22 protein-coding genes are annotated in these 25,940 nt (G+C 70.1%); 9 read left to right on the top strand and 13 right to left on the bottom strand.

All coding sequences use genetic code 11. The annotated features are described in order from the left end of the window. Window positions 1-336 precede the first annotated feature (336 nt). A complete protein-coding gene (locus tag M3Q23_09490) occupies window positions 337-1,587 on the top strand; it encodes a response regulator (protein MDP9342306.1) in 1,251 nt (416 codons plus the stop codon). Between the two features lie 44 nt (window positions 1,588-1,631). On the opposite strand, the gene rodA is transcribed toward M3Q23_09490, so the two are convergent. The 6 genes from rodA to M3Q23_09460 all read right to left on the bottom strand — a co-directional run bounded on the left by rodA (window position 1,632) and on the right by M3Q23_09460 (window position 7,867). Next, window positions 1,632-2,783, bottom strand: a complete 1,152-nt coding sequence (gene rodA, locus M3Q23_09485; protein ID MDP9342305.1) for a rod shape-determining protein RodA — start codon at window positions 2,781-2,783, stop codon at window positions 1,632-1,634. Beyond that, window positions 2,783-4,687: a penicillin-binding protein 2 gene (gene mrdA / locus M3Q23_09480; protein ID MDP9342304.1), complete on the bottom strand. Its 1,905-nt coding sequence runs from the start codon at window positions 4,685-4,687 to the stop codon at window positions 2,783-2,785. The genes rodA and mrdA overlap by 1 nt, the downstream gene beginning before the upstream one ends. Window positions 4,688-4,697: 10 nt before the next feature. Then, window positions 4,698-5,204 (bottom strand): rod shape-determining protein MreD, encoded by a 507-nt coding sequence (gene mreD, locus M3Q23_09475; GenBank protein MDP9342303.1) that lies wholly within the window; start codon window positions 5,202-5,204, stop codon window positions 4,698-4,700. 12 nt (window positions 5,205-5,216) lie between these two features. After that, window positions 5,217-6,053, bottom strand: coding sequence for a rod shape-determining protein MreC (gene mreC / locus M3Q23_09470; GenBank protein MDP9342302.1), 837 nt, complete (start codon window positions 6,051-6,053; stop codon window positions 5,217-5,219). A gap of 6 nt (window positions 6,054-6,059) precedes the next feature. Beyond that, window positions 6,060-7,058 (bottom strand): rod shape-determining protein, encoded by a 999-nt coding sequence (locus M3Q23_09465; protein MDP9342301.1) that lies wholly within the window; start codon window positions 7,056-7,058, stop codon window positions 6,060-6,062. Window positions 7,059-7,234: 176 nt separating this feature from the next. Continuing rightward, window positions 7,235-7,867, bottom strand: coding sequence for a hypothetical protein (locus M3Q23_09460; protein ID MDP9342300.1), 633 nt, complete (start codon window positions 7,865-7,867; stop codon window positions 7,235-7,237). A 160-nt stretch (window positions 7,868-8,027) separates the two neighbouring features. Between M3Q23_09460 and M3Q23_09455 the strand changes: the two genes are divergently transcribed. The 6 genes from M3Q23_09455 to fabF are packed head-to-tail and all read left to right on the top strand — an operon-like array spanning window position 8,028 to window position 12,521. After that, a complete protein-coding gene (locus M3Q23_09455) occupies window positions 8,028-8,981 on the top strand; it encodes an ACP S-malonyltransferase (GenBank protein MDP9342299.1) in 954 nt (317 codons plus the stop codon). Continuing rightward, window positions 8,978-9,247 (top strand): hypothetical protein, encoded by a 270-nt coding sequence (locus M3Q23_09450; protein MDP9342298.1) that lies wholly within the window; start codon window positions 8,978-8,980, stop codon window positions 9,245-9,247. The genes M3Q23_09455 and M3Q23_09450 overlap by 4 nt, the downstream gene beginning before the upstream one ends. Continuing rightward, window positions 9,244-10,254: a ketoacyl-ACP synthase III gene (locus tag M3Q23_09445; protein MDP9342297.1), complete on the top strand. Its 1,011-nt coding sequence runs from the start codon at window positions 9,244-9,246 to the stop codon at window positions 10,252-10,254. The genes M3Q23_09450 and M3Q23_09445 overlap by 4 nt, the downstream gene beginning before the upstream one ends. Then, entirely contained in the window at window positions 10,251-10,985 is a 735-nt protein-coding gene (locus M3Q23_09440) for a 3-oxoacyl-ACP reductase FabG (GenBank protein MDP9342296.1), read from the top strand. The genes M3Q23_09445 and M3Q23_09440 overlap by 4 nt, the downstream gene beginning before the upstream one ends. 35 nt (window positions 10,986-11,020) lie before the next feature. After that, window positions 11,021-11,272, top strand: coding sequence for an acyl carrier protein (acpP, locus tag M3Q23_09435; protein ID MDP9342295.1), 252 nt, complete (start codon window positions 11,021-11,023; stop codon window positions 11,270-11,272). Further along, complete coding sequence (fabF, locus tag M3Q23_09430; GenBank protein ID MDP9342294.1) at window positions 11,259-12,521, top strand: beta-ketoacyl-ACP synthase II; 1,263 nt, start codon at window positions 11,259-11,261, stop codon at window positions 12,519-12,521. Before acpP ends, fabF begins: the two co-directional genes overlap by 14 nt. Before the next feature lie 64 nt (window positions 12,522-12,585). On the opposite strand, the gene ndk is transcribed toward fabF, so the two are convergent. Genes ndk through M3Q23_09415 form a run of 3 tightly spaced genes read right to left on the bottom strand, consistent with a single transcriptional unit; the run spans window position 12,586 to window position 16,911 of the window. Beyond that, window positions 12,586-12,990 (bottom strand): nucleoside-diphosphate kinase, encoded by a 405-nt coding sequence (gene ndk, locus M3Q23_09425; protein MDP9342293.1) that lies wholly within the window; start codon window positions 12,988-12,990, stop codon window positions 12,586-12,588. Then, window positions 12,983-14,275 (bottom strand): Mur ligase family protein, encoded by a 1,293-nt coding sequence (locus tag M3Q23_09420; protein MDP9342292.1) that lies wholly within the window; start codon window positions 14,273-14,275, stop codon window positions 12,983-12,985. The genes ndk and M3Q23_09420 overlap by 8 nt, the downstream gene beginning before the upstream one ends. Further along, complete coding sequence (locus tag M3Q23_09415) at window positions 14,272-16,911, bottom strand: valine--tRNA ligase (protein ID MDP9342291.1); 2,640 nt, start codon at window positions 16,909-16,911, stop codon at window positions 14,272-14,274. The genes M3Q23_09420 and M3Q23_09415 overlap by 4 nt, the downstream gene beginning before the upstream one ends. 129 nt (window positions 16,912-17,040) lie before the next feature. Between M3Q23_09415 and M3Q23_09410 the strand changes: the two genes are divergently transcribed. Further along, a complete protein-coding gene (locus tag M3Q23_09410) occupies window positions 17,041-20,616 on the top strand; it encodes an AAA family ATPase (protein ID MDP9342290.1) in 3,576 nt (1,191 codons plus the stop codon). Between the two features lie 4 nt (window positions 20,617-20,620). On the opposite strand, the gene M3Q23_09405 is transcribed toward M3Q23_09410, so the two are convergent. After that, window positions 20,621-21,148 carry a hypothetical protein gene (locus M3Q23_09405; GenBank protein MDP9342289.1) on the bottom strand — a complete coding sequence of 176 codons (528 nt, stop codon included), beginning with the start codon at window positions 21,146-21,148 and terminating at the stop codon, window positions 20,621-20,623. Between the two features lie 88 nt (window positions 21,149-21,236). On the opposite strand from M3Q23_09405, the gene M3Q23_09400 reads away from it, so the two are divergent. Further along, the gene (locus M3Q23_09400; GenBank protein MDP9342288.1) at window positions 21,237-22,562 is read left to right on the top strand and encodes an adenylate/guanylate cyclase domain-containing protein; all 1,326 of its coding nucleotides are present in this window, start codon (window positions 21,237-21,239) and stop codon (window positions 22,560-22,562) included. Between the two features lie 12 nt (window positions 22,563-22,574). Here the strand turns inward: M3Q23_09400 and clpX are convergent, their stop codons facing one another. The 3 genes from clpX to tig all read right to left on the bottom strand — a co-directional run bounded on the left by clpX (window position 22,575) and on the right by tig (window position 25,905). After that, entirely contained in the window at window positions 22,575-23,846 is a 1,272-nt protein-coding gene (gene clpX / locus M3Q23_09395; protein MDP9342287.1) for an ATP-dependent Clp protease ATP-binding subunit ClpX, read from the bottom strand. Window positions 23,847-23,914: 68 nt separating this feature from the next. Continuing rightward, window positions 23,915-24,544 carry an ATP-dependent Clp endopeptidase proteolytic subunit ClpP gene (clpP, locus tag M3Q23_09390; GenBank protein ID MDP9342286.1) on the bottom strand — a complete coding sequence of 210 codons (630 nt, stop codon included), beginning with the start codon at window positions 24,542-24,544 and terminating at the stop codon, window positions 23,915-23,917. Next, a complete protein-coding gene (gene tig / locus M3Q23_09385; protein MDP9342285.1) occupies window positions 24,541-25,905 on the bottom strand; it encodes a trigger factor in 1,365 nt (454 codons plus the stop codon). The genes clpP and tig overlap by 4 nt, the downstream gene beginning before the upstream one ends. Between the last annotated feature and the right edge of the window lie 35 nt (window positions 25,906-25,940).

The following is a 25,940-nucleotide window of genomic DNA, read 5'->3' as shown; positions in this document are numbered from 1 at the left end:
GCCAAAGGTTCCTCTCGCCTCGGCCGGACCCGGTTGGGTCCTCGCCCGGCGAGCACACCTGTCCATACCCGCCGCCGTCGAAGTCCGAGGCGGCGGTCCGGCGCCGAGCTGGGGCGCGGCGCCGACTTCGATCTCTAGGATAACAATCGGCGGCCACTCCCGGCCCCTGAAACCCCATACGAGCAGCGAGAACGCCTCCCCGATCGGCGTTCCCAGCTCGAAAATGGCCGAAATGGGCTAGCCCGAACCGGCCAGGCGCCCCCGGGCGGGCCGCTCAAGCGAACCGGCCGGGTGGCCGATGGACCGATCAGGCTTGCTTTGGAGATGCTGACGCCGATGTCCAACCCGTTCGCTCAGGTCTGGGTCGCCATGCGCTCACCCGATGCCTCGTCCCGCTCTCCCGGAGGCCGCTTCGTGGCCCCCGTGCACAAGCCCGCCCCGAACGGCCCCGGTCCCCGCCTTCGCATCGTGGTGGTCGACGACAACCTCGGCTTTCGCGAGTCCCTGATCGAGCTCCTCCAGGCGGGCGGCCACGAGGTGGCGGGTGAGGCCTCGGACGGGCTCCAGGCCCTCGACGTGGTCGCCGCGGCCGAGCCCGACGTCGTGCTGATGGACATCCGCATGCCGGCCATGGACGGGATCGAGGCCACCCGGCGGCTCAAGGCGGCGCACCCGGGCCTGGGAGTGGTGGCCCTCACCGCCCAGGAGGACGACAGCGTGGTGCGCGAGATGCTCGTCGCGGGGGCCTCCGGGTACGTCCTCAAGGACTCCGACGGCGAGGACATCCTGAACGCGGTGCTCCAGGCCGCGAGGGGCGGGGCCGTGATCTCGCCCGCCGTGGGGCCGGCCGTCATCGAGCAGCTCACCGAGGCGCTGGAGCGCGAGCGGCAGCGGGCCCGGCAGCTGGAGGAAGCCCACGCCGCGCTGGTGGAGCGCAGCGCGCGGCGGCACGAGCTGGTGTCTCGCCTCGGCCACGAGCTCCGGACCCCGGTCACGGTCATCCTCGGGATCGCCCGCACCCTGGTCGAGGGAACCAGCCAGCCCGAGCACCAGCGGGACCTCCTGGAGCGCCTGGCCAGCCGCGCCGCCGACCTGAGCCGGCTGGTCGAGCGCTTCGAGGTGGCCACGGACGAGGGCTCGGAGGACTTCGTGGACGTCACCCGCCTGGCCCGGAAGATCGCCGGCGACCGGAGGCGCGTGCGCGTCAGCGAGGGCACCAGCGTCGCGGCGGTCTGGGCGAACGGGGTGCTGGTCCGCCGGATCCTGGAGGAGCTCGTCGACAACGCGTGCCGGTTCTCGCCTCCCGCCACCTTCGTGGACGTGGAGGTGACCCGGAGCCGCGACCAGCGAACCGTCGAGGTGCGGGTCATCGATCGCGGGCCCGGGGTCCGCCCGGAGGACCGCGACCGGATCTTCGAGCCCCTCGAGCAGGGAGAGGCGCTCGACGCCCGGACGCACCAGGGGGCGGGGGTGGGACTGTCCATGGGGCGGGCCGCCGCGAGGGCCATGGACGGCGACCTGGTCCTGGAGCGGTCGGATCAGAGCGGGTCCACGTTCCTGTGGACCCTGCCGGTGTCCGCTCGCTAGGCTCGGCAGGGGGAACCTGAGGGCCCAGCGGCCCTCCAGCTGGCCTAGCCGCCCAGCTGGCCCCGGCGCATCTGGATCGACAGCAGCAACCCCACCGCCATGAAGTTGGCGATCAGCGAGCTCCCGCCGTAGGACACGAACGGTAACGGGATCCCGGTGATCGGCATGATGCCGAGGGTCATCCCGATGTTCACGAACATCTGCACGGCGAACATCGCCGCGATGCCCGCGGCCACGTACGTCCCGAACGGGTCCTTCGACGCCATGGCGGTACGGAACGCTCGCCACAACACCACGGCGTACAGCACCAGCAGCAGCATCGCCCCGACGAACCCGAACTGCTCCCCCACCACCGTGAAGATGAAGTCGGTGTGCTGCTCCGGCACGAAGTCGAGGTTCGTCTGGATTCCCTTGAGGTAGCCCGTTCCGGTCAGCCCGCCCGAGCCGATGGCGATCTCGGACTGGTCCCGGTTGTAGTGCGCGGCCTGGGCGTCGTTCTTCGGATCGAGGAACCCGGTCAGCCGGTCGATCTGGTACTGCTTGATCAGCCCGACCTGGAACGCCCCCGCCAGGAAGATGGCGGCGGCGAGCGCCAAGACCCCCAGGTGCCGCGCCCGGGCCCCGGCCACGATCACCACGCCCACCAGGATGGTCGCCAGCACGATGGTGGTGCCGACGTCCGGCTGGAGCAGCACCAGGAACATCGGCACCGCCGCGATGGTGACCGCGCGCATCAGCTCGCGGATGCCGACGTCGCGTTCCTTCAGCTCGGACAGGTACGCGGCGAGCATCACCACCAGCGCGATCTTCATCCACTCCGACGGCGTGAGCTGGAACCCCAGCACCGAGAACCCGCGCTGCGCCCCCTTCGCCGCGGTGCCGAGGGGCGTCCGCACCAGCAGGAGCAGGAGCAGCATTCCCCCGTAGAAGAACATCGCGTAGACCTTGGCCAGCCGGTAGTCCAGGGCTACCACGAACGCCATGGCCACCAGCCCCACCACCAGCGCGGCGATCTGCTTCTTGACGAAGTAGCCGCTGTCGAGGCCCAGGGACTGCAGCGAGGTGTGGGTGGCCGAATAGATCATGAACAGCCCGATCACCGACAGCAGCACCGCCGCGCCCAGCAGCACGGGGTCGAGCCGGCGAAGCGGCTCCACCCAGCTCCGGCTGCGGCCGCGACCGGCCGTGATCTCCATCAGTCCTGCACCTGCCCGGTCACCGGGTTCGACAGGGGCAGGCCGTACAGCCCCTCCAGGATCCGCCGGACCACCGGCGCCGCCGTCTGGGAGCCGTGGCCGCCCTGCTCCACCAGCGCCACCACCACGTACTTCGGGTGGTCGACGGGGGCCATGGCGGCGAACCACGAGTACGGGACGAACGGCGAGACCTCGGCGGTACCGGTCTTGCCGGCCACGGAGACCTGTCCGAACGGGAACCCCTGGAACGCGGACGCGGCCGTCCCGCTGGGATCGCTGATCACGCCCTGAAGCGCCTGGCGGATGAAGAACAGCTGCTGCTGGCTGAACGGGAGGTGGCCGTTCACGCGGGGCTTGATGGTCCGCACCACTGAGCCGTCGGGGCCCTGGATGCGGAGGCCCACGTGGGGCCGGTACACCGTGCCTCCGTTCGCGATGGCCGAGTACGCGGTGGCCATCTGGAGCGGCGTCACGGCCACGTTCCCCTGACCGATGGACATGTTGACGAGGTCGCCGGGCTTCCAGATGTTCGCGTAGGGGTCCTCGGTCGTGGGCGGGAAGTGCGCGTCCTTCCACTGGGGATCGGGGATGACCCCCGAGTTCTCGGACGGCAGGTCCAGGCCCGTCGGCCGCCCGAACCAGAACGAGCGCAGGTCGTTCTGGAGGAGGTCGGTCTTGTTGCTGTCCCGATAGTCCTGCCAGAACTTGTAGCCGAACTGGTAGAAGACGGTGTCACACGAGATCACCAGGGCCTGGGTCAGGGAGATCGTCCCGAAGCTCTGCGGGTAGGCCCAGTTCTCGAAGATGGTGTGCGAGGTGTCGCCGGGCACCTCGTAGCTGGCCGGGCAGCTGTAGAAGCCGTTCTCCGACGCGATCCGGTGGCGGAGCGCCGAGAGCGCCACGAACGGCTTGAACGTCGACCCCGCCGGATAGGTGGCCTGGATGGCCCGGTCGAACAGCGGCTGATGGCGAGCCGGTCGCGTGAACTCGGCCTTGTACTGAGCGTTGGTGAACCCCCTGACGAAGAAGGACGGGTCGAACGTCGGGTACGACGCCATGGCCAGGATCTGGCCGTTGTTGGGATCCTCCACGATCACGGCGCCGGCGTCGGCGGGCAGCCCGGCCGCCCTTGCGGCCTGGACCCCCAGGTGCAGGCTGTCCTCCGCCAGCTTCTGGATGCCGGCGTCGATCGACAGCACCACGCTGTCCCCCGCCACCGGGTCCTGCTGGCCGAAGGCCTTCAGGGTCTTGCCGGCCGAGTTCACCTGAAGCTTCACCTGGCCCTTGCGGCCCTGGAGGTACTGCTCGTAGGTCTCCTCCACCCCGGATTTCCCCACGACGTCCTGCTGGCTGTAGCCGTGGAACCGGGGGTCCTTCAGCTGGTCGGCCGAGATCAGCCCCGTGTAGCCGAGGACGTGCGCCGCCAGGTCGCCGTTCGGGTATCCCCGGACGGTCAGCTCCTGGGTCTCGACCCCCCGGAACTGACGCTGATGCTCGCCCAGGTAGAACGCCACCCGCTTCGTCACGTCGAAGGCCACCGGGATCGGCGTATACGAGTAGTAGCTGGGGTCGTTCAGCCGGCTCACCAGGTCCTTCACGGGCGTGTGGAGCACCTTGGACAGCCGGAACAGCACGGACTCCTCGCGGTCCCCCACCTCCTGCCGGTTCACCGTCACCACCAGGGAGGTCCGGTTGTTCACCAGGACGTCGCCATTGCGGTCCAGGATGAGCCCGCGCGGGGCGGGCAGGGGGACCAGGCGGGTCCCGTTCACCTCGGCCTTGTTCCGGTACTGGGTCGAGGCCAGGACCTGCACGAACCACAGGCGGACCCCGAGCGCGGCGAACATGAAGGCGCACAGCGTCGCCAGGACCCTCAGCCGCACGCCCATCCGCCCCTCGGTCATTCGTGCCGTCCTACCACCGGAAGACCTTTTTGGCCCGGGAGGACTCGGCCACCCGCCGGATCAGCGGGAAGAACAGCGGGGTGAGGATGGCGTTGTAGGCGGCCGACAGCACGGCGATCCGAAGCAAGTACACCACGCTCACGTTGAGCTGCCCGAGCAGGAACCGGACCAGGCCGTTGAACAGCACGCCCCCCGCGGTCCCCCCGGCCACCAGGAACACCGGCAGGAACGCCGACGGCGTGGCGATGTAGGAGCGGAGCATCCCGATGGAGTAGCCCAGCAATGTCAGCGTCAGTGCGGTGATTCCTTTCGGTTGGTTCAACAGGAAGTCCTGCGCCATCCCGCCGGCGAACCCCGCCACCGCCCCGGCGGCCGGCCCCTCCAGCACGGCCATGGCCACGGTGATCAGGTAGATCAGCTCCGGCTTTGCACCCGCCAGCCTGATCTGGGCGAACACCGTGGATTGCAGGAGCAGAGCGGTGAGCACCACGGCCGCCCACAAGAGGACCCGTCGCACGACCCGCCGAGGCTACCCGCTCTTGCCGGATACGACCACCAGCACCACGTCCAGGGTCGAGAAGTCGACGCCCGGGCGGATCGAGATGATCTTCTGGCCGGTGGAGGGGTCGTCCCGGACCCTGGACACCAGCCCGATGGGGATCCCGGCCGGGTACTGGCTGCCCACGTCGTAGCCGGCGGTCTCCACGGGCTCGCCGGGGGTCACCGTGGCCAGGGAGGACACGAGCGACATGGCGAGGTCCTGGTCGCCCTGGCCACGCAGCAGCCCCGTCTCCTGCGACTGCACCAGCCGCGCCGCCACCTGGGAATCGGGGTCCACCAGCAGCTGGACCTTCGAGCCGAACGGGCTGACCTCGCTCACGTGACCGACCAGGCCTGCCGCGGTCATGACGGCCATTCCCACCTTGATGCCGTTGCTCGATCCCTTGTCGATGTCGATCGACCACTCGAAGTTGGAGACCCCGCTCCCGATGACCCTGGCCCCCGTGGTCCGCAGGTCCAGACCGGTGGTGAGCTCCAGCAGCTTCTCTGCTTCGATCAGCTGATGTCGGAGGGACTGGTACTGGATGGCCTGGGTCTGGAGCTGCTGGATCCGGGTCCGCAGGCGGTTGTTCTCGTCCTGCAACGAGGGAAGGTGCACCAGTGCCCCGAAGAACGATCCGATCGGGTGCGTGATCGTGGTCACCGCGTTCTGGAGCGGGGTGATGATGGACAGGGCGGCCTGGCCGATCCGGGCCAGCGGGCCGTTCGTCCCTTCCTTGTAGTCGAGGGTGATGGTGACGAGCGAGACGGTCACCAGCAGGATCACCAGCCCCCGGGTGCTCCGCGCGCGGCCGCTCAGGGCCATGGCGCGCTACCTCCGGGACGGGCTGACCAGCACCCGCTGAAGGACCTCGAACTCCTCCAGGCACTTGCCCGATCCGATCGCCACCGAGGACAGCGGATTGTCCGCGATGTGCACCGGCATGCCCGTCTCGTGCTTCAGCCGCTCGTCCAGCCCACGGAGCAGCGCCCCACCACCGGTCAGCACGATCCCCTTGTCCATGATGTCCGCGGCCAGCTCCGGCGGCGTCCGGTCGAGGGTGTTCTTGATCGCGTCGATGATGGAGTTGACCGGCTCCTCGATGGCCTTGCGGACCTCTTCCGCCGTGATGTGGATGGTCTTGGGAAGCCCGGACACCAGGTCGCGGCCCTTGATCTCCGCGATCATCTCCTCGGGCGTCGGGAACACCGAGCCCACCGCCATCTTGATGGCCTCGGCGGTGCGCTCGCCGAGCAGCAGCGAGTACTCCTTCTTGACGTACTGGATGATGGCCTCGTCCAGCTCGTCGCCGCCCACCCGGAGGCTCGACGACGTGACGATGCCTCCCAGGGAGATCACCGCCACCTCGGTGGTGCCGCCCCCGATGTCGACCACCATGTTGCCGGTGGGCTCGTGGATGGGCAGGCCCGCGCCGATGGCCGCGGCCATGGGCTCCTCGATGATGAAGGCCCGGCGGGCCCCGGCGGAGATGGTCGCTTCCTCCACCGCCCGCTGCTCGACGCCCGTGATGCCGGAGGGAACGCACACCACCACGCGGGGCTTGGCCAGCACGCGGCGGCGGTGCACCTTCTGGATGAAGTAGCGCAGCATCTTCTCGGTGACGTCGAAGTCGGCGATCACGCCGTCCTTCAGCGGACGGACGGCGCGGATGTGCGACGGCGTCCGTCCGATCATCCGCTTGGCCTCGGCCCCCACGGCCAGGATGGCGCCGTTCAGGGTGTTGATGGCCACCACGGAGGGCTCGTTCAGGACGATGCCACGCCCGCGGACGTACACGAGCGTGTTTGCGGTCCCCAGATCGACCGCCATGTCGCGGCCCAGGAAACCGGTCAAACCCTCGCTCGCCTCGGGAAGAGAGAGGCGTCTACGGGTACCTTCGGCCATGGAGCGGCACCCTTTCTACAGGAGTGGCCCCAGCCATGGCAACCTGACAAAAGCCCCGGTCCGTCCTCCGGACCCCATCAGAAGGCCCCGGTGGAGCTGCGCTATGGCAGGTTGGCCTGGATCCAGCTGTCCAGCTCGGGGCCGGACTCGAAGCTCGTGATCATCGCGTAGCGAGGCTTCGAGCCGGGGTGGTACACGGCGTGGTGCAGGCGCTCGGTGTCCACCACGAACTGCGCGCCCTTGGGGCACGGGATGTGGCTCTCGGTGGCCGGGTCGTCCTTGTCCTCCCGCACGATCATGTAGGAGTCGGGATCGTCGGTCAGGTTCAGCCACGCACGCACGACCCAGCCTTCCCCGTCCGGGTTGAGCCGGTTGTTGTCGTCCAGGTGCAGGAACCGCCCGGCGACCTCCTCCTCGCTGGTGGAGGGCTCGAGCTTGATGATCCGGACGCGGCCGTAGCGGGCTCCGATCGACTCCACCCACTTCTTGAGCGTGGGGGCCTTCTCGATGTTCACGGTCCACACGCCGTCCTTGTCCGGCTTGCCGTGCTCCCAGAAGCCGCGCGCGTCGTCCTCGCCGTTCGCGGAGGCCAGCACGGAGAAGTTGGTGTCGCCGCCGGACTTCCAGTCGAGATAGGTGAGCTGCACCCACTCGGAGGGATCGATGTCGCCCTCGTAGGGCTTCAGGATGACGAAGCCCTTCTCCTCGAGGATGTCGAGCTTGGGGTGTGTCACGAGCGTCTCCTTCCTCAGGTGGCTTGGAGCCGGCCGAGTATAGCCAGCCAGGCTCCATTGGAGGCCGAAACAGAATGGTCGCGCCCCGTCGATGTAACCGTTCCCTGCCGGTTTGCGTCTATTTCCCATTGATGACGCCGCACACTGGGGAAGCAGAGCGGTGCGGGTAGCTGCGCTGTTTCCCGGACAGGGCTCCCAGTACGCCGGGATGGCCGACCCATGGATGTCGCATGCGGCCGGCCGCTCCGCGTTGGAGGAGGTATCCGAGGTGTGGGGGCGCGACGTCGTGGCCCTGTGCCGCGACGAGGAAGCCCTCGGCACCACCGAGCTGGTGCAGCCCGCGCTGTTCGCCTGCGACATCGCCGCGTTCCGGGTGCTGGAGGCGGAGGGCGTGGAGTTCACCGCCGCCGCCGGGCACTCGCTGGGCGAGTTCGTCGCGCTGGTGGCGGCGGGGGCCGTGGACCTGCCCGGCGCCTTCCGCGCCGTGGTGGAACGGGGCCGGGCCATGCAGGACGCGTCCGACGCCGTGGCGGGCGGGATGACCGCCCTGATCGGGCTGGCCCCGGACGACGCCGCCGAGGTGTGCCGGGTGGCCGGCCGGGGAGACGTGCTGGAGGTCGCCAACGAGAACGGCCCCAAGCAGATCGTCCTGTCCGGCTCCGTGGCGGCGCTGGAGCGGGCCGAGGAGCTGGCCCGGGCCCGCGGCGGCAAGGCCATCCGGCTGAAGGTGGCGGGCGCCTTCCACTCCCCGCTCATGCGGCCGGCCCTGGACCGGGTCCGGGAGGCCATCTCCCGCATGGAGTTCCGGGAGCCGCGCCTGGCGGTGGTGCCGAACGCCAGCGGGCGGCCCACCCGCCAGCCGGCCGCGATACGCGACCTGCTGTCCCGCCACCTGGTGTCGCCGGTTCGCTGGGAACGGTCCATCCGGGCCCTGTCCGAGGGAGGGGTCGTCGCCTTCGTGGAGGCGGGGCCGGGAGACGTGCTGTCCAAGCTGGTCCGCCGCATCGTCCCGAGGACGACCGTCTGGGCGGCGGGCTCCCCCGAAGCGGCCGCCGTCGCCGCCGAGTCCATCCGTGACAACGAGTCCGCAGATCTGGAGCGAGTGAACCCATGACCGAGCACGACCACGGCGAAAAGACCGACCTTCCCATCACGCTGCTCGTGGCCCCCAACCCGGGCCGCCTTCGCATCCTCCCGCCGGTGCGGTTCTCCGCCGACGGCGAGTGGGTGGAGGCGGGACAGCCCGTCGTGCGGATCGAGCGCGGCCAGCACGAGGACCTCGTCCTTTCCCCCGCCCGCGGTAGGCTGGGTGGGGTTCTGGGGCAGGACGGAGAGCCGGTGAAGGCGGGCCAGGCCGTGGCGTGGATGGAGCGAGAGTGACGGAACGCCGCTACGCGGCGATCGCGGGGACGGGGTCGGCGCTTCCGGACAACCTCGTCCCCAACGCGTACTTCGAATCCTCGATCGAGACATCCGACGAGTGGATCGTGGACCGGACCGGCATCCGGGCCCGGCGGTTCGCGGTCGAGGGGCAGACCACCGCGGACCTCGCCGCCGAGGCGGCGGGCCGGGCCCTGGAGTCGGCCGGCATGTCGGCGCAGCAGGTCGACCTGCTGGTGGTGGCCACGTGCACCCCGGACCGCCCCCTTCCGGCCACAGCCTCGTTCGTGCAGGCGCGCATGGGCATGGCCTGCCCGGCGCTCGACATCAACGCGGCCTGTGCGGGGTTCAGCTATGCGACGTCGCTCGCCACCGGGATGATCGTGTCGGGCCAATCGGAGACCGTGCTGGTGGTGGGGGCGGAGGTCCTCTCCCGGAAGCTCGACTTCACCGACCGGACCACGTGCGTGCTGTTCGGCGACGGCGCGGGAGCCGCGGTCATGGTCCCGTCGGAGGTTCCCGGCGTGCTGGCCTCCTCGCTGGCCGCGGACGGGAAGCTGGCCAACCTGCTGACGATCCCGGCCGGCGGGACGGAGCATCCGGCCACGCCGGAGGACGTCCTGGCGCGCGAGGACAAGATCCACATGTCGTCCGGACGGGACGTGTTCAAGCAGGCCGTGGTGTCGATGACCAATGCGTGCCGGGAGCTGCTGGACAAGGCGGGCGTCACGTCCGACGAGGTAGATCTGCTGATCCCCCACCAGGCCAACGCCCGCATCATCAAGGCGGTGGCGGAGCGGCTGGGGTTCGGCCCCGACCGGGCCGTGCTGGACATCGAGGACATCGGCAACACCTCCGCCGCCTCCATCCCCATCGCCCTGGACCGGGCGTGGCGGGCGGGACGCATCCAGCCCGGGGCCCTCGTGCTCATGACGTCGTTTGGAGCCGGAATGGCTTGGGGCGCAACGCTCTTGCGATGGACCGCGCCGGGGGTCGCCGCCGTATGACTCGCGTCGCGATCGTGACAGGCGGCTCCCGCGGGATCGGACGGGCCTGCTCGGTGGCGCTCGGCGAGGGGGGGTGGACCGTCGCGGTCGGGTACCGCGGCAGCGAGTCAGACGCCGTCGAGACGCTGAAGGCGGTGGAGGACGCCGGCGCCAAGGGCATGGTCGTGCGGCTCGACGTGCTGGACGAGTCCTCGGTGACGGAGGCGTTCCAGCAGGTGGGCGCCGACCTCGGTCCGGTGGTCGGCTTGGTCAACTGCGCCGGGGTCTCCCGAGACGGGCTGGCCGTGAAGTTCCGTCTCGAGGAGTGGGACCGGACCATGGACACCAACGCGCGGGGGACGTTCCTGTGCTCGCGGACCGCGCTTCGCTCCATGCTCCGCGAACGGTGGGGGCGGATCGTGAACGTGTCCTCCGCGGTCGCCCTGCGGGGCAACGCCGGCCAGTCCGTGTACGCTGCCTCGAAGGCGGCGCTGCTCGGCATGACGCGGGCGCTGGCCCGGGAGATCGGGGCCAGAGGGATCACCGTCAACGCGATCTGCCCCGGTTACGTCGAGACCGACATGACCGCGGACATCTCGGAGGAAGCCCGCAGGACGCTCGTCGACAACACGCCCCTGGGGCGACCGGCCCGGCTGGAGGAGATCGCGGCGGTGGTCCGGTTCCTGTGCTCGGATGAAGCCTCGTACGTGAACGGGGCGGTGCTGGCCGTGGACGGCGGCCTCACCGCCTGATCGCGGCAATCCGTCCGAGGAGGAAGGAGGAGACCATGAACCGACAGGAGATCGAAGACAAGGTCCGCAAGGTGCTGGCCGAACAGCTGGCCGTGGCCGAGGCCCAGGTGACCCCGCAGGCCCGGTTCGCCGAGGACCTCAACGCCGACTCCCTCGACCTCACCGAGGCCGTGCTGGCCCTGGAGGACGAGATGGGGATCGAGATCCCCGAGGAGGAGATGGAAGGCGTGAAGACCGTGGGGCAGGCAATCGACCTGGTCGCCTCGAAGCTCGGTGTCGCAGCGTAGCGACGCGGCACCGGACAGCCGCCCGCGGGTCGTCGTCACCGGCATCGGCCCGGTGACACCCGTCGGGACCGGCGTCGACGCCTTCTGGAGCGGTCTGGTCGAGGGCCGGAACGGGATCGGCCCCATCGAGCGGTTCGACACGTCCGACCTCCCGGTCAAGCTGGCCGGGGAGGTCCGGGACTTCGCGCCGACGGACTGGATGGAGGTCAAGGAGGCACGCCACACCGACCGCTTCGTGCATTTCGCGGTGGCCGCCTCCCAACTGGCGCACGAGGACGCCGGTAAGCCCGACCTCGACCGGGAGCGCACCGGCGTGGTGATCGCCACCGGGGTGGGCGGCCTGGAGTCCCTGCTCACGGCGTACGAGGTGATGCGGACCCGGGGTCCCGGCCGGGTCAGCCCGTTCATGGTCCCCAGCCTCATGGCGAACGCGGCGGCCGGACAGGTGGCCATGCGCTTCGGCGTCACGGGTCCGAACTTCGCGGTGGTCACGGCGTGCGCCGCCGGGGCCCACGCCGTCGGCGAGGCCTACCGGATGATCCGGGAGGGACTGGCCGACGTGGTGCTGGCCGGGGGCAGCGAGGGAGCCATCATGCCCCTCACCGTGGCCGCGTTCGCCCAGATGCAGGCGCTGACCAGGAATCCCGATCCGGAGACGGCGAGCCGCCCCTTCGACGCCCATCGCGACGGGTTCGTGCTGGGCGAGGGGGCGTGCGTCCTGGTCCTGGAGCGAGCCGACCTCGCGGAGGCCCGGCGGGCTCGCGTGTACGCGGAGGTGGCCGGCTACGGGGCGTCCGCGGACGCCTACCACATCACGCAACCGGAGCCGTCGGGGTCCGGCGCGGCGCTGGCCCTCACGCGTGCGCTGGCCGACGCCGGCGAGCCGCCGGAGGCGGTCGGGTACATCAACGCCCACGGGACGTCCACGCCGCTGAACGACGCGGCCGAGACGGCCGCGATCAAGGCCGCCTTTGGCGAGGAGATCGCCCACGAGGTGCCGATCTCGTCGACCAAGTCCATGACCGGCCACATGACGGGCGCGGCCGGGGCGGTGGAAGCGGCCGCGGCGGCGCTGGCGGTGTCGGAAGGCGTGCTCCCGCCGACGATCCACTACCGGACGCCGGACCCCGCCTGCGACCTGGACTACGTGCCGAACGAAGCCCGGAAGGCGGACGTGCGGCTCGCGCTGTCGAACTCGTTCGGGTTCGGCGGCCAGAACGCCGTGCTGGCGTTCCGTCGCCCGGGCTGAACGCCCGGGCTGAACGCCCGGGCTGAACACCCGGGCTGAACACCCGGGGCTCGACCCGCCCGACCTACCCGAAGAAGAGCTCCAACTCCCGCTGGGCCGACTCGGGAGCGTCGCTCCCGTGCACCAGGTTCTCGGTGATGACGGTCCCGAAGTCGCCCCGGATGGTTCCCGGCGGGGCCGTTGCCGGGTTGGTGGGGCCCATGAGCGTCCGCAGGACGGGGATGGCCTGCTCACCCGTCAGCTTCGCCACCACGACGTCGCCGGAGGTGATGAAGTCGACCAGCTCGCCGAAGAACGGCTTGTCGGTGTGCTCCGCGTAGTGGCGCTCGGCCAGCTCGCGGTCGATGTGCATGAGGCGCATCTCCTCGATGCGGAGGCCCTTGGCCTCGGCCCGGCGCAGGATCTCGCCGACCAGCCCGCGGCGAACCGCGTCCGGCTTCACGATGAGCAGGGTCGACTGTTCAGCCATCGGTGATGGTCGTGACGATCGCCCGGCGGGCGTCCGCGACAGTATAGAGAGAGCCCGTCACCAGGATCAGGTCGGGCTCGTCCGCCTCCGCGCGGGCCGCCGCGATGGCCTCGGGCACGGAATCGAGCTCCAGCGTCTCCAGGCCGGCCGCCCGGCAGGCGGTCGCGACCCGTTCCACCGGCGCCGACCGGGCGCTCGAGTTGCGGGTGGCGAGGACGCGCGGGCCGAGCGGTGCCAGGGCCTGGACGATCCCGTCGATGTCCTTGTTCGCCGAGCAGGCCAGGACCAGGTGGAGTGTCTTCCAGGTGAACGCTTCCCGCGCCGCCCGAGCCAGCGCCTCGGCTCCCGCCGGGTTGTGCGCGCCGTCGACCACCAGCAACGGTCGGCGCCCCAGGACCTCCAGACGTCCCGGCGAGGTCGCGGCGGCCAGCGCGCTCTCCACGAGCTCCGGCTCCAGGGCCCGGTCCAGGAAGGCCTCCACCGCCACCACGGCGGCAGCGGCGTTCCTGGCGACGTGGTCCCCGAACATGTGCAGGCGGAGCTCCTCGTACCTGGCGTGGAGGCCCTGGACGGCGATCACCTGGCCACCCACGCCCTGGAGGCGGCCGGCCAGCGCGAAGTCCCGGGCCTCCAGCAGCAGGCGCGACTCCATCTCGGCGCACCGGGCCTCGATCACCCGGAGCGCCTCGGCGGGCTGCTCGCGGCACACCGCGACCTTCCCCGCCTTGATGATCCCGGCCTTCTCCGTCGCCACGTCCCGAACCGTCGAGCCCAGCTCCGGGTGGTCGAGGGCGATCGGGCAGAGCACGGCGACGTCCCCCCCCACCAGGTTGGTGGCGTCCCACGTACCTCCCATCCCCACCTCGAACACGCCGAGCGACACCGGCTTGTCCGCGAACCAGACGTACGCGAGCGCCGTGAGCGCCTCGAAGTACGTCACGAGCTCGCCCCTGCGGTCCACCTCCTGGAAGAACGGCTGGAGCCGCTCGTACTCCTCCGCGAACTCGTCCTCCGGGATGGGGTCCCCGCACAGCGCCAGCCGCTCGGTCACCCGGTGCAGGTGGGGCGACGTGTAGGTGCCGGTCGACAGGCCGTGCTCGCAGGCCAGTGCGGTGATGAGGCGGGCCGTGGTCGTCTTGCCGTTCGTGCCGGTGACGTGGATGGTCGGGTACTTCCGCTCCGGATGGTCCAACAGCTCCGCCAGCGCGGTGATCCGGGACAGGTCCGGGACCATCCGCTCCGGCTGGCGGGCCTCCAGGTCGGCCAGCGCTTCGGAGAAGTTCACGAACCGAACTGCTCGAGGAGCTGGATCTGCTGGCGCACGGCCTCGGCCTCGGCGGTCAGCTCCGCGTGCTTGGCGCGCTCGCGCTCCACCGCCTCGGGCTTGGCCCTGGACACGAATGCGTCGTTGCCGAGCTTGGCCTCGCTCTGGGCGAGCTTCGCCTCCACGTCCGCCAGGCGCTTCCGCCGGCCGGCCAGGGCGGGCGCCGGGTCGAACTCCGCCGGGACGTACAGGCGAGCCTCGATTCCTCGAACCGACAGCCGGACGAAGCGATCGCTCTCCCCCATCTCCCCGTCGTCCCCGCCGAACGACAGCGACGCGCCCGTGAGGCGTTCCAGGGGCTCACGCAGGGGCTCCAGCACCGGGCGCGCGGAGTCCGCCGCGGCCAGGCGATACTCGGGGCCCGTTCCGACCAGGGCCCGGAACTGCCGAGCCTGCGCCACCAGGTCCTGCACCAGGCCGAACGCGTCCTCCGCCTTGGGGTCGTCGTGCTCGGTGTGCTGTTCCGGCCAGGGCGCCACCACGATCGAGGCGGAGGAGTCGCCCGACGAAAAGCGCTGCCAGATCTCCTCGGTCACGAAGGGCATGATCGGGTGCAGCAACCGGAGGGTCCGCTCCAGCACCCACCCCACCGTTCCGGCGGCCCGGTGCCGCTCGTCGTCGGAGCCCTCGTGGAAGCGCCCCTTCTCCATCTCCAGGGCCCAGTCGCACAGCTCGGACCATACGAACCGGTGCAGCGCCTGCGCGGCGTCGGAGAACCGGTACTCCGCGAAGGCCCGGTCCACCTCGGCCACGCACGCCTGGTGCCGGGACAGCAGCCACCGCTCGGTGAGGGTCCGCTCGCCTTCGGGCCCGAGCGAGGGCACGCCGCCCCGATACGCGGAGAGCACCAGCCGGGCGGCGTTCCAGATCTTGTTCGCGAAGTGGCGGGCGGCCTCCACGTTGGCCTCGCCGAAGGGGATGTCCTGGCCGCCGGTGGCCTGGCGCACCAGCCCGAACCGGGTGGCGTCGGCGCCGTACCGGGAGATGAGGTCGATCGGATCGACCACGTTCCCGAGCGACTTGCTCATCTTGCGGCCGATCGAGTCGCGGACCAGCCCGTGGATCATCACGTCCCGGAACGGGACCTCACCGGTCAGGTACAGGCCGGACATGATCATGCGAGCCACCCACAGGTACAGGATCTCGTACCCCGTGATCAGGACCGTGGTGGGATAGAAGAACGCGAGGTCCTCGGTCTGGTCCGGCCACCCGAGCGTCGAGAATGGCCACAGCTGAGAGGAGAACCACGTGTCCAGGACGTCGGGGTCCTGCTCGATCTTCTCGCTGCCACACTGGGGGCACCCGGTCGGGTCCTCCACCGCCGCGAACTCGTGTCCGTCGTCGCAGTACCACACCGGGATGCGGTGGCCCCACCACAGCTGCCGGGAGATGTTCCAGTCGCGCAGGTTCTCCATCCAGTCCAGGTATGGCTTCCTCCAGCGCTCCGGGTGGAAGGTGATCCGCCCGTCCAGGACCGCGTCCGCGGCCGGCCCCTTGAGCCGGCCCACCGCCACGAACCACTGCTGGCCGGACAGCCACGGCTCGATCTCCGAGCCGCACCGGTAGCAATGGCCCACGGCGTGCACGTACGGCCGTTCCTCCTTCACCAGCCACCCCAGGGCGCGGAGCCGGTCGGCGACCGCTCGGCGGGCCTCGTACCGGTCGAGCCCCCGGAACTCCTCCGCCGCCTCGTCGGAGATGGTCGCGTCGGCGTTCAGGATGTTCCGGCGAGGGAGTCCGGTACGTTCGGCGATCTCGAAGTCGGTGGGGTCGTGGGCCGGCGTGACCTTCACCGCGCCGGTGCCGAACGACGGGTCGACGGCGGCGTCCGCCACGATCGGGAGGTCGCGGCCGTCGAAGGGGTGGCGAACGGTCTTCCCGACCAGCGGGGTGTACCGCTCGTCGTCCGGGTGCACCGCCACGCCCGTGTCCCCGAGCATCGTCTCGATCCGGGTCGTGGCCACGTCGACGTGGCCGGACCCGTCCGACAGCGGGTACCGGAACGTGACCAGCTCGCCCTCGACCTCCTCGTGCTCGACCTCCGAGTCGGACAGCGCCGTCTGGTCCTTCGGGCACCAGTTGATGATCCGCTCGCCCCGGTAGATCAGCCCGTCCTCGTACATCCGGACGAACGCCACCCGCACGGCACGGGACAACCCCTCGTCCATGGTGAACTGGGTGCGCTCCCAGTCGGCGGAGGCCCCCAGGGCCTTGAGCTGCTCCAGGATCTCCCCGCCGTACTGCTCCTTCCACTGCCAGACGCGTTCGACGAACCTCTCCCGGCCCAGCTCGCGGCGGTCGATGCCCTCCTTGAAGAGCTCGCGCTCCACGACCACCTGGGTCGCGATCCCGGCGTGGTCGGTGCCGGGGAGCCACAGGGCGTCGAACCCCTGCATCCGGGCCCGCCGGGTCACCACGTCCTGGAACCCCATGGTCAGGGCGTGGCCGATGTGGAGGCGCCCGGTGACGTTCGGGGGCGGCATCACGATGCAGAACGGCCGCCCGCCCTGGTGCGGCACGGGGTGGAACAGGCCGCGCCGGATCCACTCCGCGTACCACCGCGGCTCGGTGCCGGCCGCGTCGTACTGCGGGGGCATGCTCCTCGGCGCGCCTGCTTCCGGTTCCACGGCCGTACGAGAACCTTCCGGACGGGGGGCGAAAGTCAGATCGTACCCGGGGTCGGGGGGTGCCTCACCGTCAGCCTCCGCCGATACACTCGCGTGCACATGGCGGCGTGCTCGAACTGTGGCGCGCAGAACGCGGACCGGGCCCGGTTCTGCGCATCGTGCGGGACGCCCCTCGGCGCGTCCTGTCCCCGGTGCGGCGCAACGCTCCCCGAGGGCGCCCGGTTCTGCTCGGCGTGCGGGACGCCCGTGGCCGAGCCGACGGCGGTCGGCCAGGAGCGCAAGCTGGTCACCGTCCTGTTCGCCGACGTGACCGGCTCCACGGCCTTGGGCGAGCGCCTCGATCCCGAGCAGCTCCAGGAGGTCATGGCCGCCTACTTCGCGGCCATGCGGGAGGAGATCGAAGCCGAGGGCGGCACCGTGGAGAAGTTCATCGGCGACGCGGTCATGGCGGCGTTCGGCGTGCCCGCGGCCCACGAGGACGACCCGGCCCGGGCCCTCCGCGCGGCCCGGCGGATGCTCCACCGGTTGGAGGACGTGAACCGGCGGCTGGACCGATCCCACGGCACCATCCTTCAGATCCGGATCGGCGTGAACACCGGCGAGGTGCTGGCGGCGGTGGCTCCCGCCCCGGGCGACCCTATGGTCACCGGCGACGCCGTGAACCTGGCGGCCCGGCTCCAGCAGGTGGCCGATCCCGGCGAGATCGCGGTGTCGGAGCGCACGGCCCGAGCGGCGCGGGGATTCCGTTTCCGCCCCCTCGGCCCGCTGGACCTGAAGGGCAAGTCGGAGCCGGTGGAGGTTCTGGTCCTCACCGGGACCTCCGAGGAGCCCGAGCGGGGCGTTCCCGGTCTGCGGGCGCCGATGGTGGGGCGGGACCAGGAGCTGGCCCTGCTGGAGACGGTGTACGGCCGGACCTCGACGGAGAGCCGGGCCAACCTGGTGACCATCTACGGGGACCCCGGCGTGGGCAAGAGCCGCCTCACATCGGAGTTCCTGGCCCGGCTGGCCGGAACCAAGCCGGAGCCCCTCCTCCTGCGAGGGCGATGCCTTCCGTACGGCGAGGGAGTCACCTACTGGCCGCTCGCGGAGATCCTTAAGGGGCACGCCGGCGTGCTGGACAGCGATCCTCCCGAGGTTGCCCTGGACAAGATCGGCCGATCCGCCCTCGACCTGATCGGGCCGGACGTGGCCGCGGACCCGCCGCGGGCCGCGGCCGCGCTGGCCTACACCGTCGGGCTGGAGGACCCTGCATACCCCTTCCGAACCATGGAGCCGCGCCAGGTCCGCCTGGATGTCCACGCCGCGTGGCGCTCCTTCTTCTCCGCCCTCGCCGCCCGCTCCCCCGTCGTCGCCATCCTCGAGGACATCCACTGGGCCGACGGAGCCATGCTCGACCTCCTGGAGGACCTGGCCGACCGGGTCCAGGGGCCGCTGCTACTGGTCTGCCCGGCCCGCCCGGAGCTGACCGGCCGTCGGCCCGGATGGGGCGGGGGAAAGCGCAACTTCTCGTCGATCGGGCTCGAGCCCCTCTCCCCCGCCGACGCCGATCGGCTGGTCGGGTTCCTGCTGGCGGTGGAGGACCTTCCCGAATCGGTGCACCGCCGGATCCTGGAACGAGCGGAAGGAAACCCGTTCTTCCTCGAGGAGATCGTCCGCCACCTCATCGACGAGGGCCGGATCGTCCGGTCCGGAGACCGATGGCGGGCCGCGGAGGACATCGGCGACGTCCTCATCCCCGACACCGTCCAGGGTGTGCTGGCCGCCCGCATCGACCTGCTGGCCCCGCCCGAGAAGCACGCGCTCCAGAGCGCCGCGGTGGTGGGCCGGGTGTTCTGGCCGGGCCCGGTTCGTCGCCTGTTGAACGGTGAGGCGTCCGCCCTCGACGCGAGCCTCGGCCACCTGGAGGAACGGGACCTGGTGCTGTCCCGGCTGTCGTCCTCGATCACGGGCGAGCCGGAGTTCGCCTTCAAGCACGTGCTGACCAGGGACGTGGCGTACGAGACCATCCCTCGGCGGGAACGCGTGCCCGCCCATGCCGCGGTTGCCCGGTGGCTGGAGGAGACCACGGGCGAACGGTGGCGCGAGTACTCGGAGCTGCTGGCCCATCACTACGACACCGCGTACCGGGCCGCGCGGGAGGGAGGCGGCGAGGGGACCGTCACGGCCGAGCTGAGGCGCAAGGCGTTCACCTACCTGATGGCCGCGGCCGAGGACGCCAGGAGCAAGCTGGCGTCGGAGAAGGCGTACCGGCTGGGCGAGTCCGCGCTGTCGATCGCCGGCGACGACGTGGACCGGGCCCGGGCGCTCGCGGTGATGGGGCAAGCGTCCATGGACCGGTACGAGGGAGACGCGGCCTGGGAGAACCTGCGGCAAGCCGCGGATGCGGCGGCCCGGGCCGGCGTGGAGGGCGGTCTGCTCGCGTACCTGTGTGCGCGGGCCGTGGAGACGCCTACGCGATGGCCCGGCTCGATGCGGGGAGGGGTCCCAGAGGAGGAGGTCCGATCGTATCTGGACATGGGCCTGGCCGCGTTACCCCCGGGTGACGGCGAGGCCCGGGTCCGGTTGCTCACCGCACAGTCCTTCTTGCCGTGGGGCTTTCCGGACGAGCACTCGAGCGAAGCCGAGCTCGACGCCGCACAGCGGTTCGGCGAGGAGGCGGCCGCCATGGCCATCCGCATCGACCGATCGGATCTGGCGTCGGGAGCGCTCGACTCCGTCCAGGGGAAGCTCGGGCTGCAGTGGAGGTATGCCGAGGCCGTGCAGGTGAACGACCGCCGCCTGGAGCTGGTCGACCGCATCGAAGATCCCCTTGAGGTGGGCGATGTCTACGCCGTGTCGGCCTGGCTCCGCTGTGACATCGGCCGGTACGAGGAGGCCAAAGGGCTGGCGGGAACGGGCCACGAGCTGGTGAAGGAGCAGATGCACTCCGCCACCCTGCACTGTCTCAATTGGCGAGCGTTCGCCAACTTCCGGCTCGGGGAATGGGACGCGATGCTGGAGGACCTCTCGCTGATGGAGAGGATGCTCGGCGACCGCCGCGCCGACCCGCCGTACTTCGCCGTCCGCCCGTTCGCCTGCGCCGCGTTCGTGCATGACGCGCGGGGAAACCCGGAGGCCGCGAATCGGCTCCTGGAGGTCATGGACAGCCTTCGTGCCAGGAACGTCGGGAGGATCGTCCCGTTCCTGGCCATGGCCGCCCTGGTTCGGGCCCGGCGGGGCGAAGCGGACGCGGCGCGCTCGCTGATCGAGGCGGCCCTGGCCACCCGGACGCAGGGCTCGGCCGTCGCCCCGGAGATGGAGTGCGACCTGGTGGCCGAGGCCGGGGACTGGCAGCGGGTGGCCGAGGTCGTCGGCAGGGCCCGCCACCTGTCCGACCGCGGGGGCCTGCTGGCGCTCTCCGCCCACGCGGACCGGCTGGAGGGCCGCGCGGCGCTCGCCGCTGGAGACCCCGCCGAGGCGATCGAACGTCTCGGGGCCGCCCGCGAACGGTTCGGAGAGATCGGCGCCCGATGGGAGCATGCGTTCACCGAGCTCCGCATGGCGGAAGCCCAGATCGCCGGGGGCGACACGGAGCGCGCCAGGGACAGCCTCGGCGCCGCGCTCCCGGTGTTCGAGGACCTGTCGTCGCTGCGCGAGATCGACCAGTCCCGTGCGCTGCTCGACCTTCTGGGTTGAGCTCTTACGCCGTCGGTTCCGCCCGTGGCGGCGTTTCCCGGAACCGGCCCGTGGCCAGGCCGTACGACCACGCGTCCAGGTCGGGAGGCTCGACGCCGATGGTGGTCAGGATGGTGAAGATCTGGGCGCGGTGCTCGTTCCCGTGGTTCAGCACCTGTGCCACCAGCATGCCGGCCGCGGCCTCGGTGTGCGCGCCGCTGACGGTCGACACCCAGGAGCACACCCGGTCCCCGTCGAAGTCACCCGTGGCCAGCTCGTCCCAGTAAGCGGCGTTGTCCTCGGCCATCCGGGTGAGCTCGCCGAGGTCGTCGACCTCCTCGGGAGCGCGCGGCCACTGCGGTTGCTGGCCGGACAGCCGCAAACGGTACCGGCCCTCGGCCCCGATGACGTGCTGGAGCGTGGCCAGGATCGAGCCGTAGTTCCCCTCCGAGGTGGCCTGGAGCTGTTCCGGTCGGAGACCACGACAGAACGCGAGCAGCTGCCCCGTGGCCCACGAGTTGTGTCGGAGCGGATCGACCAGCCCGTTGCCCATGGACGTGGATGGTCACAGCAAGGCCGGGGCGCGTCAAACGGCGCTAGCGTCCTTGCGCCATTCCCATCCGAGGGCCCACGATTCGAGCATGAGCCGGCCGGAGACGTCGTACGCCTGGAACGGGGAGACCGCCCTGGCGTACCAGGTGGTGGGGTCCTCGGGCCCCGACCTTCTGTTCGTGCCGGGGTCGGTGACCCACCTCGAGGTTCAGTGGGACGAGCCCAGAGTGAGCCGGTTCCTGACCCGGCTCGCCGGATTCTGCCGGTTGATCCTCATGGACCCCCGTGGCCTCGGGCTCTCGGATCGACTGACCGACATCCCCACCCTGGACGAGCGGGTGGCCGACCTAATCGCGGTGCTCGACGCCGCGGGAAGCGAACGAGCGACGCTGTTCGGCAACGCCGACACCGGCCCCCCGGCCATCGCGGCCGCCGTCGCCCATTCGGAGCGAGTCAATGGACTCATCCTGTGCGGTACGTTCGCCAAGGCAAGCTGGAGCGAGGACTACCCGTTTGGGTGGACCGACGAACGAGATGACGAGCTCCGGGACCACGTGAAGACCAGGTGGGGAAAGGCGGAAGGGGTCTGGACGGGCTTCCCCTCACTAGCCGCCGATCCGGCCTTCCGTCGATGGTATGAGACCCTGATGCGTGCCGGCGCCAGTCCCGGCGCCCTGCTCTTGCTGTCGGAGATGGAAAAGGCGGTGGACGTTCGGCCCCTCCTCCCTCGCCTGACGGTGCCGACCCTCGTCATGCACCGGACCGGCGACCGCGTCAACGACGTCGAGAACGGGCGATATCTCGCGGAGCGGATCCCGGGAGCGCGGTGGGTCGAGTTGCCGGGCGATGACTTCGTCCTGTGGTCCGGCGACACCGACGCGATCGCCGACGAGGTCGAGGAGTTCCTGACCGGGCGTCGAGGCGTCGCCGAGCCGGCCCGGATCGTCGCCACCGTGATGTTCACTGACATCGTCGGATCGACCGAGCGAGCGCGGGCCGTCGGCGATCGCGCGTGGGCCGACCTGCTCCAGGTACATGACGCCCGAGTGCGTGAGGAGCTGCGCCGCTTCGGCGGCCGCGAGGTCGACACCGCGGGCGACGGGTTCCTGGCCTGGTTCGAGTCACCCACGGCGGCGATCCGGTGTGCCCGTGCGGTGCTTGCTTCGGTCCGTGAAATCGGCGTCGAAATTCGCATCGGGCTGCACACCGGTGAGTGCGAGGTCGTTGGCGACAAGGTCCGAGGGATCGCGGTCCACGTCGGTGCCCGAGTCGCCTCGACCGCGGGGGCGGGCGAGATCCTCGCGTCGCAGACGGTCAGGGACCTGGTTGCGGGCTCAGGGATCGACTTCGAGGAGCGGGGAACCCACCACCTGAAGGGCGTTCCCGGCGACTGGCAGCTCTACGCGATCGCCTGACGCTCGAGCGTCCTAGGCCGTGCGTTCCTTCGGCGTGCGGGTGGTCTTCGCCGCCACCTCGCGGGGGACGAGCGTGGGGTTGACGCCCGAGAGCACGACCTCGGCGGTGATCTCGCAGCGGGTGACGTCCTTGCGGGAGGGCAGCTCATACATCACGTTGAGCAGCACCTCCTCCATGATGGCCCGCAGGCCGCGCGCGCCGGTCCCCCGCAGCAGGCACTGGTCGGAGATCGCCTCGAGCGAGTCCTCGGTGAAGTCGAGCTCGACGCCGTCGAACTCGAAGAACTTCTGGTACTGCTTCACGAGCGCGTTCTTCGGCTTCGTGAGGATGTCGATCAGCGCCTGCCGGTCCAGGTTGTGCACGAACGTGATCACCGGGAGCCGGCCCACGAACTCGGGGATGAGCCCGTACTTGAGCAGGTCCTCCGGCAGGACGTGGGAAAGGATCTCGCCAATGTCCTTGTCCTCGGCCCGGCGGATGTCGGCCCCGAACCCGATGCCCTTCTTGCCCACGCGATGCTCGATGACCTTCTCCAGGCCGGCGAACGCGCCGCCGCAGATGAACAGGATGTTCGTGGTGTCGATCTGGATGAACTCCTGGTGCGGATGCTTGCGTCCGCCCTGCGGTGGAACGGACGCCGTCGTCCCCTCCAGGATCTTCAGCAGGGCCTGCTGCACGCCCTCGCCGGAGACGTCCCGCGTGATGGAAGGGTTCTCGGACTTCCGGGCGATCTTGTCGATTTCGTCGATGTAGATGATCCCGGTCTCCGCCTTCTTCACGTCGTAGTCGGCGGCCTGGATCAGCTTCAGCAGGATGTTCTCGACGTCCTCACCGACGTAGCCGGCCTCCGTCAGCGCCGTGGCGTCCGCGATGGCGAACGGGACGTTCAGCATCTTGGCCAGGGTCTGGGCGAGCAGCGTCTTCCCGCACCCCGTCGGCCCCAGGGTGATGATGTTCGACTTCTGGAGCTCGACCTCGTGGTCCTTGGCGCCGACCTGGATCCGCTTGTAGTGGTTGTAGACCGCGACGGCCATGACCTTCTTGGCCTGCTCCTGGCCGATCACGTAGTCGTCCAGGAACTCGAAGATCTCGCGGGGCTTGGGGAGCTCCTCCAGGCGGAGCTCGGAGGTCTCGGAGAGCTCCTCATCGATGATCTCGTTGCAGAGGTCGATGCACTCGTCGCAGATGTAGACGCCCGGACCCGCGATCAGCTTCTTGACCTGCTTCTGCGACTTCCCGCAGAAGGAGCACTTCAACAGGTCCGAATCTCCGAACTTCGCCATCGCTCCCCGGCCCCCACCCTCCGTTCCTCGCCCGCCGGGATGGGCTCCCCGGCAGGCCCCTCGCAATCCTACGAGCCGACGACGGCGGCCGCAGCAAGTTCCGGACGGATTTTCCTGCTGGAGATGACCTCGTCGATGAGGCCGTACTCCTTCGCCTGCTCGGCGGTCATGATGAAGTCCCGGTCGGTGTCCTTGGAGATCTTCTCGAAGGGCTGGCCTGTGTGCATCGAGAGGATCTCGTCCAGGAGCTTGCGGTAGCGCAGGATCTCCCGGGCCTGGATCTCGATGTCGACGGCCTGCCCCTGGGCCCCGCCATGGGGCTGGTGGATCAGCACGCGGGAGTGCGGCAGGGCGAACCGCTTGCCCCTGGCTCCCGCCGCCAGCAGCACCGCCGCGGCCGACGCGGCCTGGCCCATCACGATGGTGGAGACGTCGGGACGGATGTACTGCATGGTGTCGTACACCGCGAACAGCGACGTGATGTCGCCGCCCGGCGAGTTGATGTACAGGTTGATGTCCTTGTCCGGGTCGTCCGACTCGAGGTGCAGCAGCTGCGCCATCACCAGGTTCCCGACCTGGTCGTCGATCGGCGTTCCCAGGAACACGATGCGCTCCTTGAGCAACCGCGAGTAGATGTCGAACGAGCGCTCCCCGCGGTTGGTCTGCTCGATGACGATGGGAACCAGATAGTCCTTCATTCGTTTGCCCCTTGGTCTCGTTCGGGTGCCTGGGAAGAGCCTTCGGCGGGGGGGTCCTCCCGCTTGAGGGATCCTTCCTCCGACACTCCCTCCGCCGCCTCGACCAACACGTCGAGGGCCTTCGAGCGGATGATATCACCGGCCAGTGACGTGACCTGTCCGGTCCGTTCCAGCGTCCGGGCCATGTCCTTGACGTCTCTTCCCAGCGCCTGGGCCAGGTCCGCGACGGCCGCCTGGAGCTCCTCCGAGCTCACCTCGATGCCTTCCTGGCGAGCCACCGCCTCCAGCACCAGGTCCGCCTTGATGGCCCGGACGGCGTGGTCACGGGCGTCGACCCGGAACCGCAGCTCGTCCCAGCCCTGCTCCTGGAGCACGTCCTCCAGCGTCCGTCCGGCCCGCTCCGCCTGCTCCCTGGCCCGCTCCACGCGATGCGCGGTCTCGTGATCCACCAGGGTCTCCGGGAGGTCCACGTCGACCCGTGAGATCAGCTCCTGGAGCACCAGGTCGCGAAGCTCGGCCCTGGCCTCCTGCCGCTTCACGTCGGCCAGCTTGGTCCGGAGGTCCTCCCGGAGCTCGGCCAGCGTGTCGAACTCCGAGGCCATCTTGGCGAACTCGTCGTCCACAACCGGCAGCCGCTTCGACTTGACCTCCTTCAGCAGGACCTGGAACGTGACCTCCTGGCCCGCGCGGTTGCCAAACCGTTCCGGCAGCGTGGCGTTGAACTTCAGGATCTCGCCCTTGCGCTTGTCCTCGAGCTCCGTGTCGAGCTCCGGCACGATCTGGCCCGAGCCCACCTCGTAGAGCTGGTCCTTCCCCGACAGCTCCTCGATCTCGACGTCGTGGATGTAGGAGCGGATGTCGATCACCACGTAGTCGCCCCGCCGGGCGGGGTGCGGCACCGACTCGAGCTCGGCGAAGCGTTCCCGCAGCCGGTCGACGAACTCGTCGACGTCTCGTTCGGTGACCTCGGTCGAGGGCATGGGCACATCGATCGACTTGTAGTCGTCGAGCTCCAGGCGGGGGCGGACCTCCATGGTGGCGGTGAAGATCAGCGGCTTCCCCTCCTCGACCTGCTCGATGTTGATATCGGGGTCGGAGATGGGGGCCAGCTCGTGCTCGCGGACGGCCCGGCCGTAGTAGCTGGGAAGGGCGTCCTGGACGAACTCGTCGAGCACGGTGTCCCTGCCGATCTGCGCGTCGATGATCCTGCGGGGAACATGGCCCTTGCGGAATCCGGGCACGCGGACCTGCTGTCCGACCCTGCGGTACGCCCGATCGAGATCCTTCGCAAACTCCTCCGCGGGAACCTCCACGGTCAGCTTCACCCCGTGCTTTCCCGACTGCTCGACGGTCGTCTCCATCGTGCTCCGAGGGTAGTCGAAATCCGCGGAAACGC

The sequence above is a fragment of the Actinomycetota bacterium genome, from assembly GCA_030774015.1.
In the GTDB taxonomy this organism is placed as follows: domain Bacteria; phylum Actinomycetota; class UBA4738; order UBA4738; family JACQTL01; genus JALYLZ01.
The sequence above is the reverse complement of the archived record's forward strand: the minus strand, read 5'-3'. Positions and strand labels throughout refer to the sequence as shown.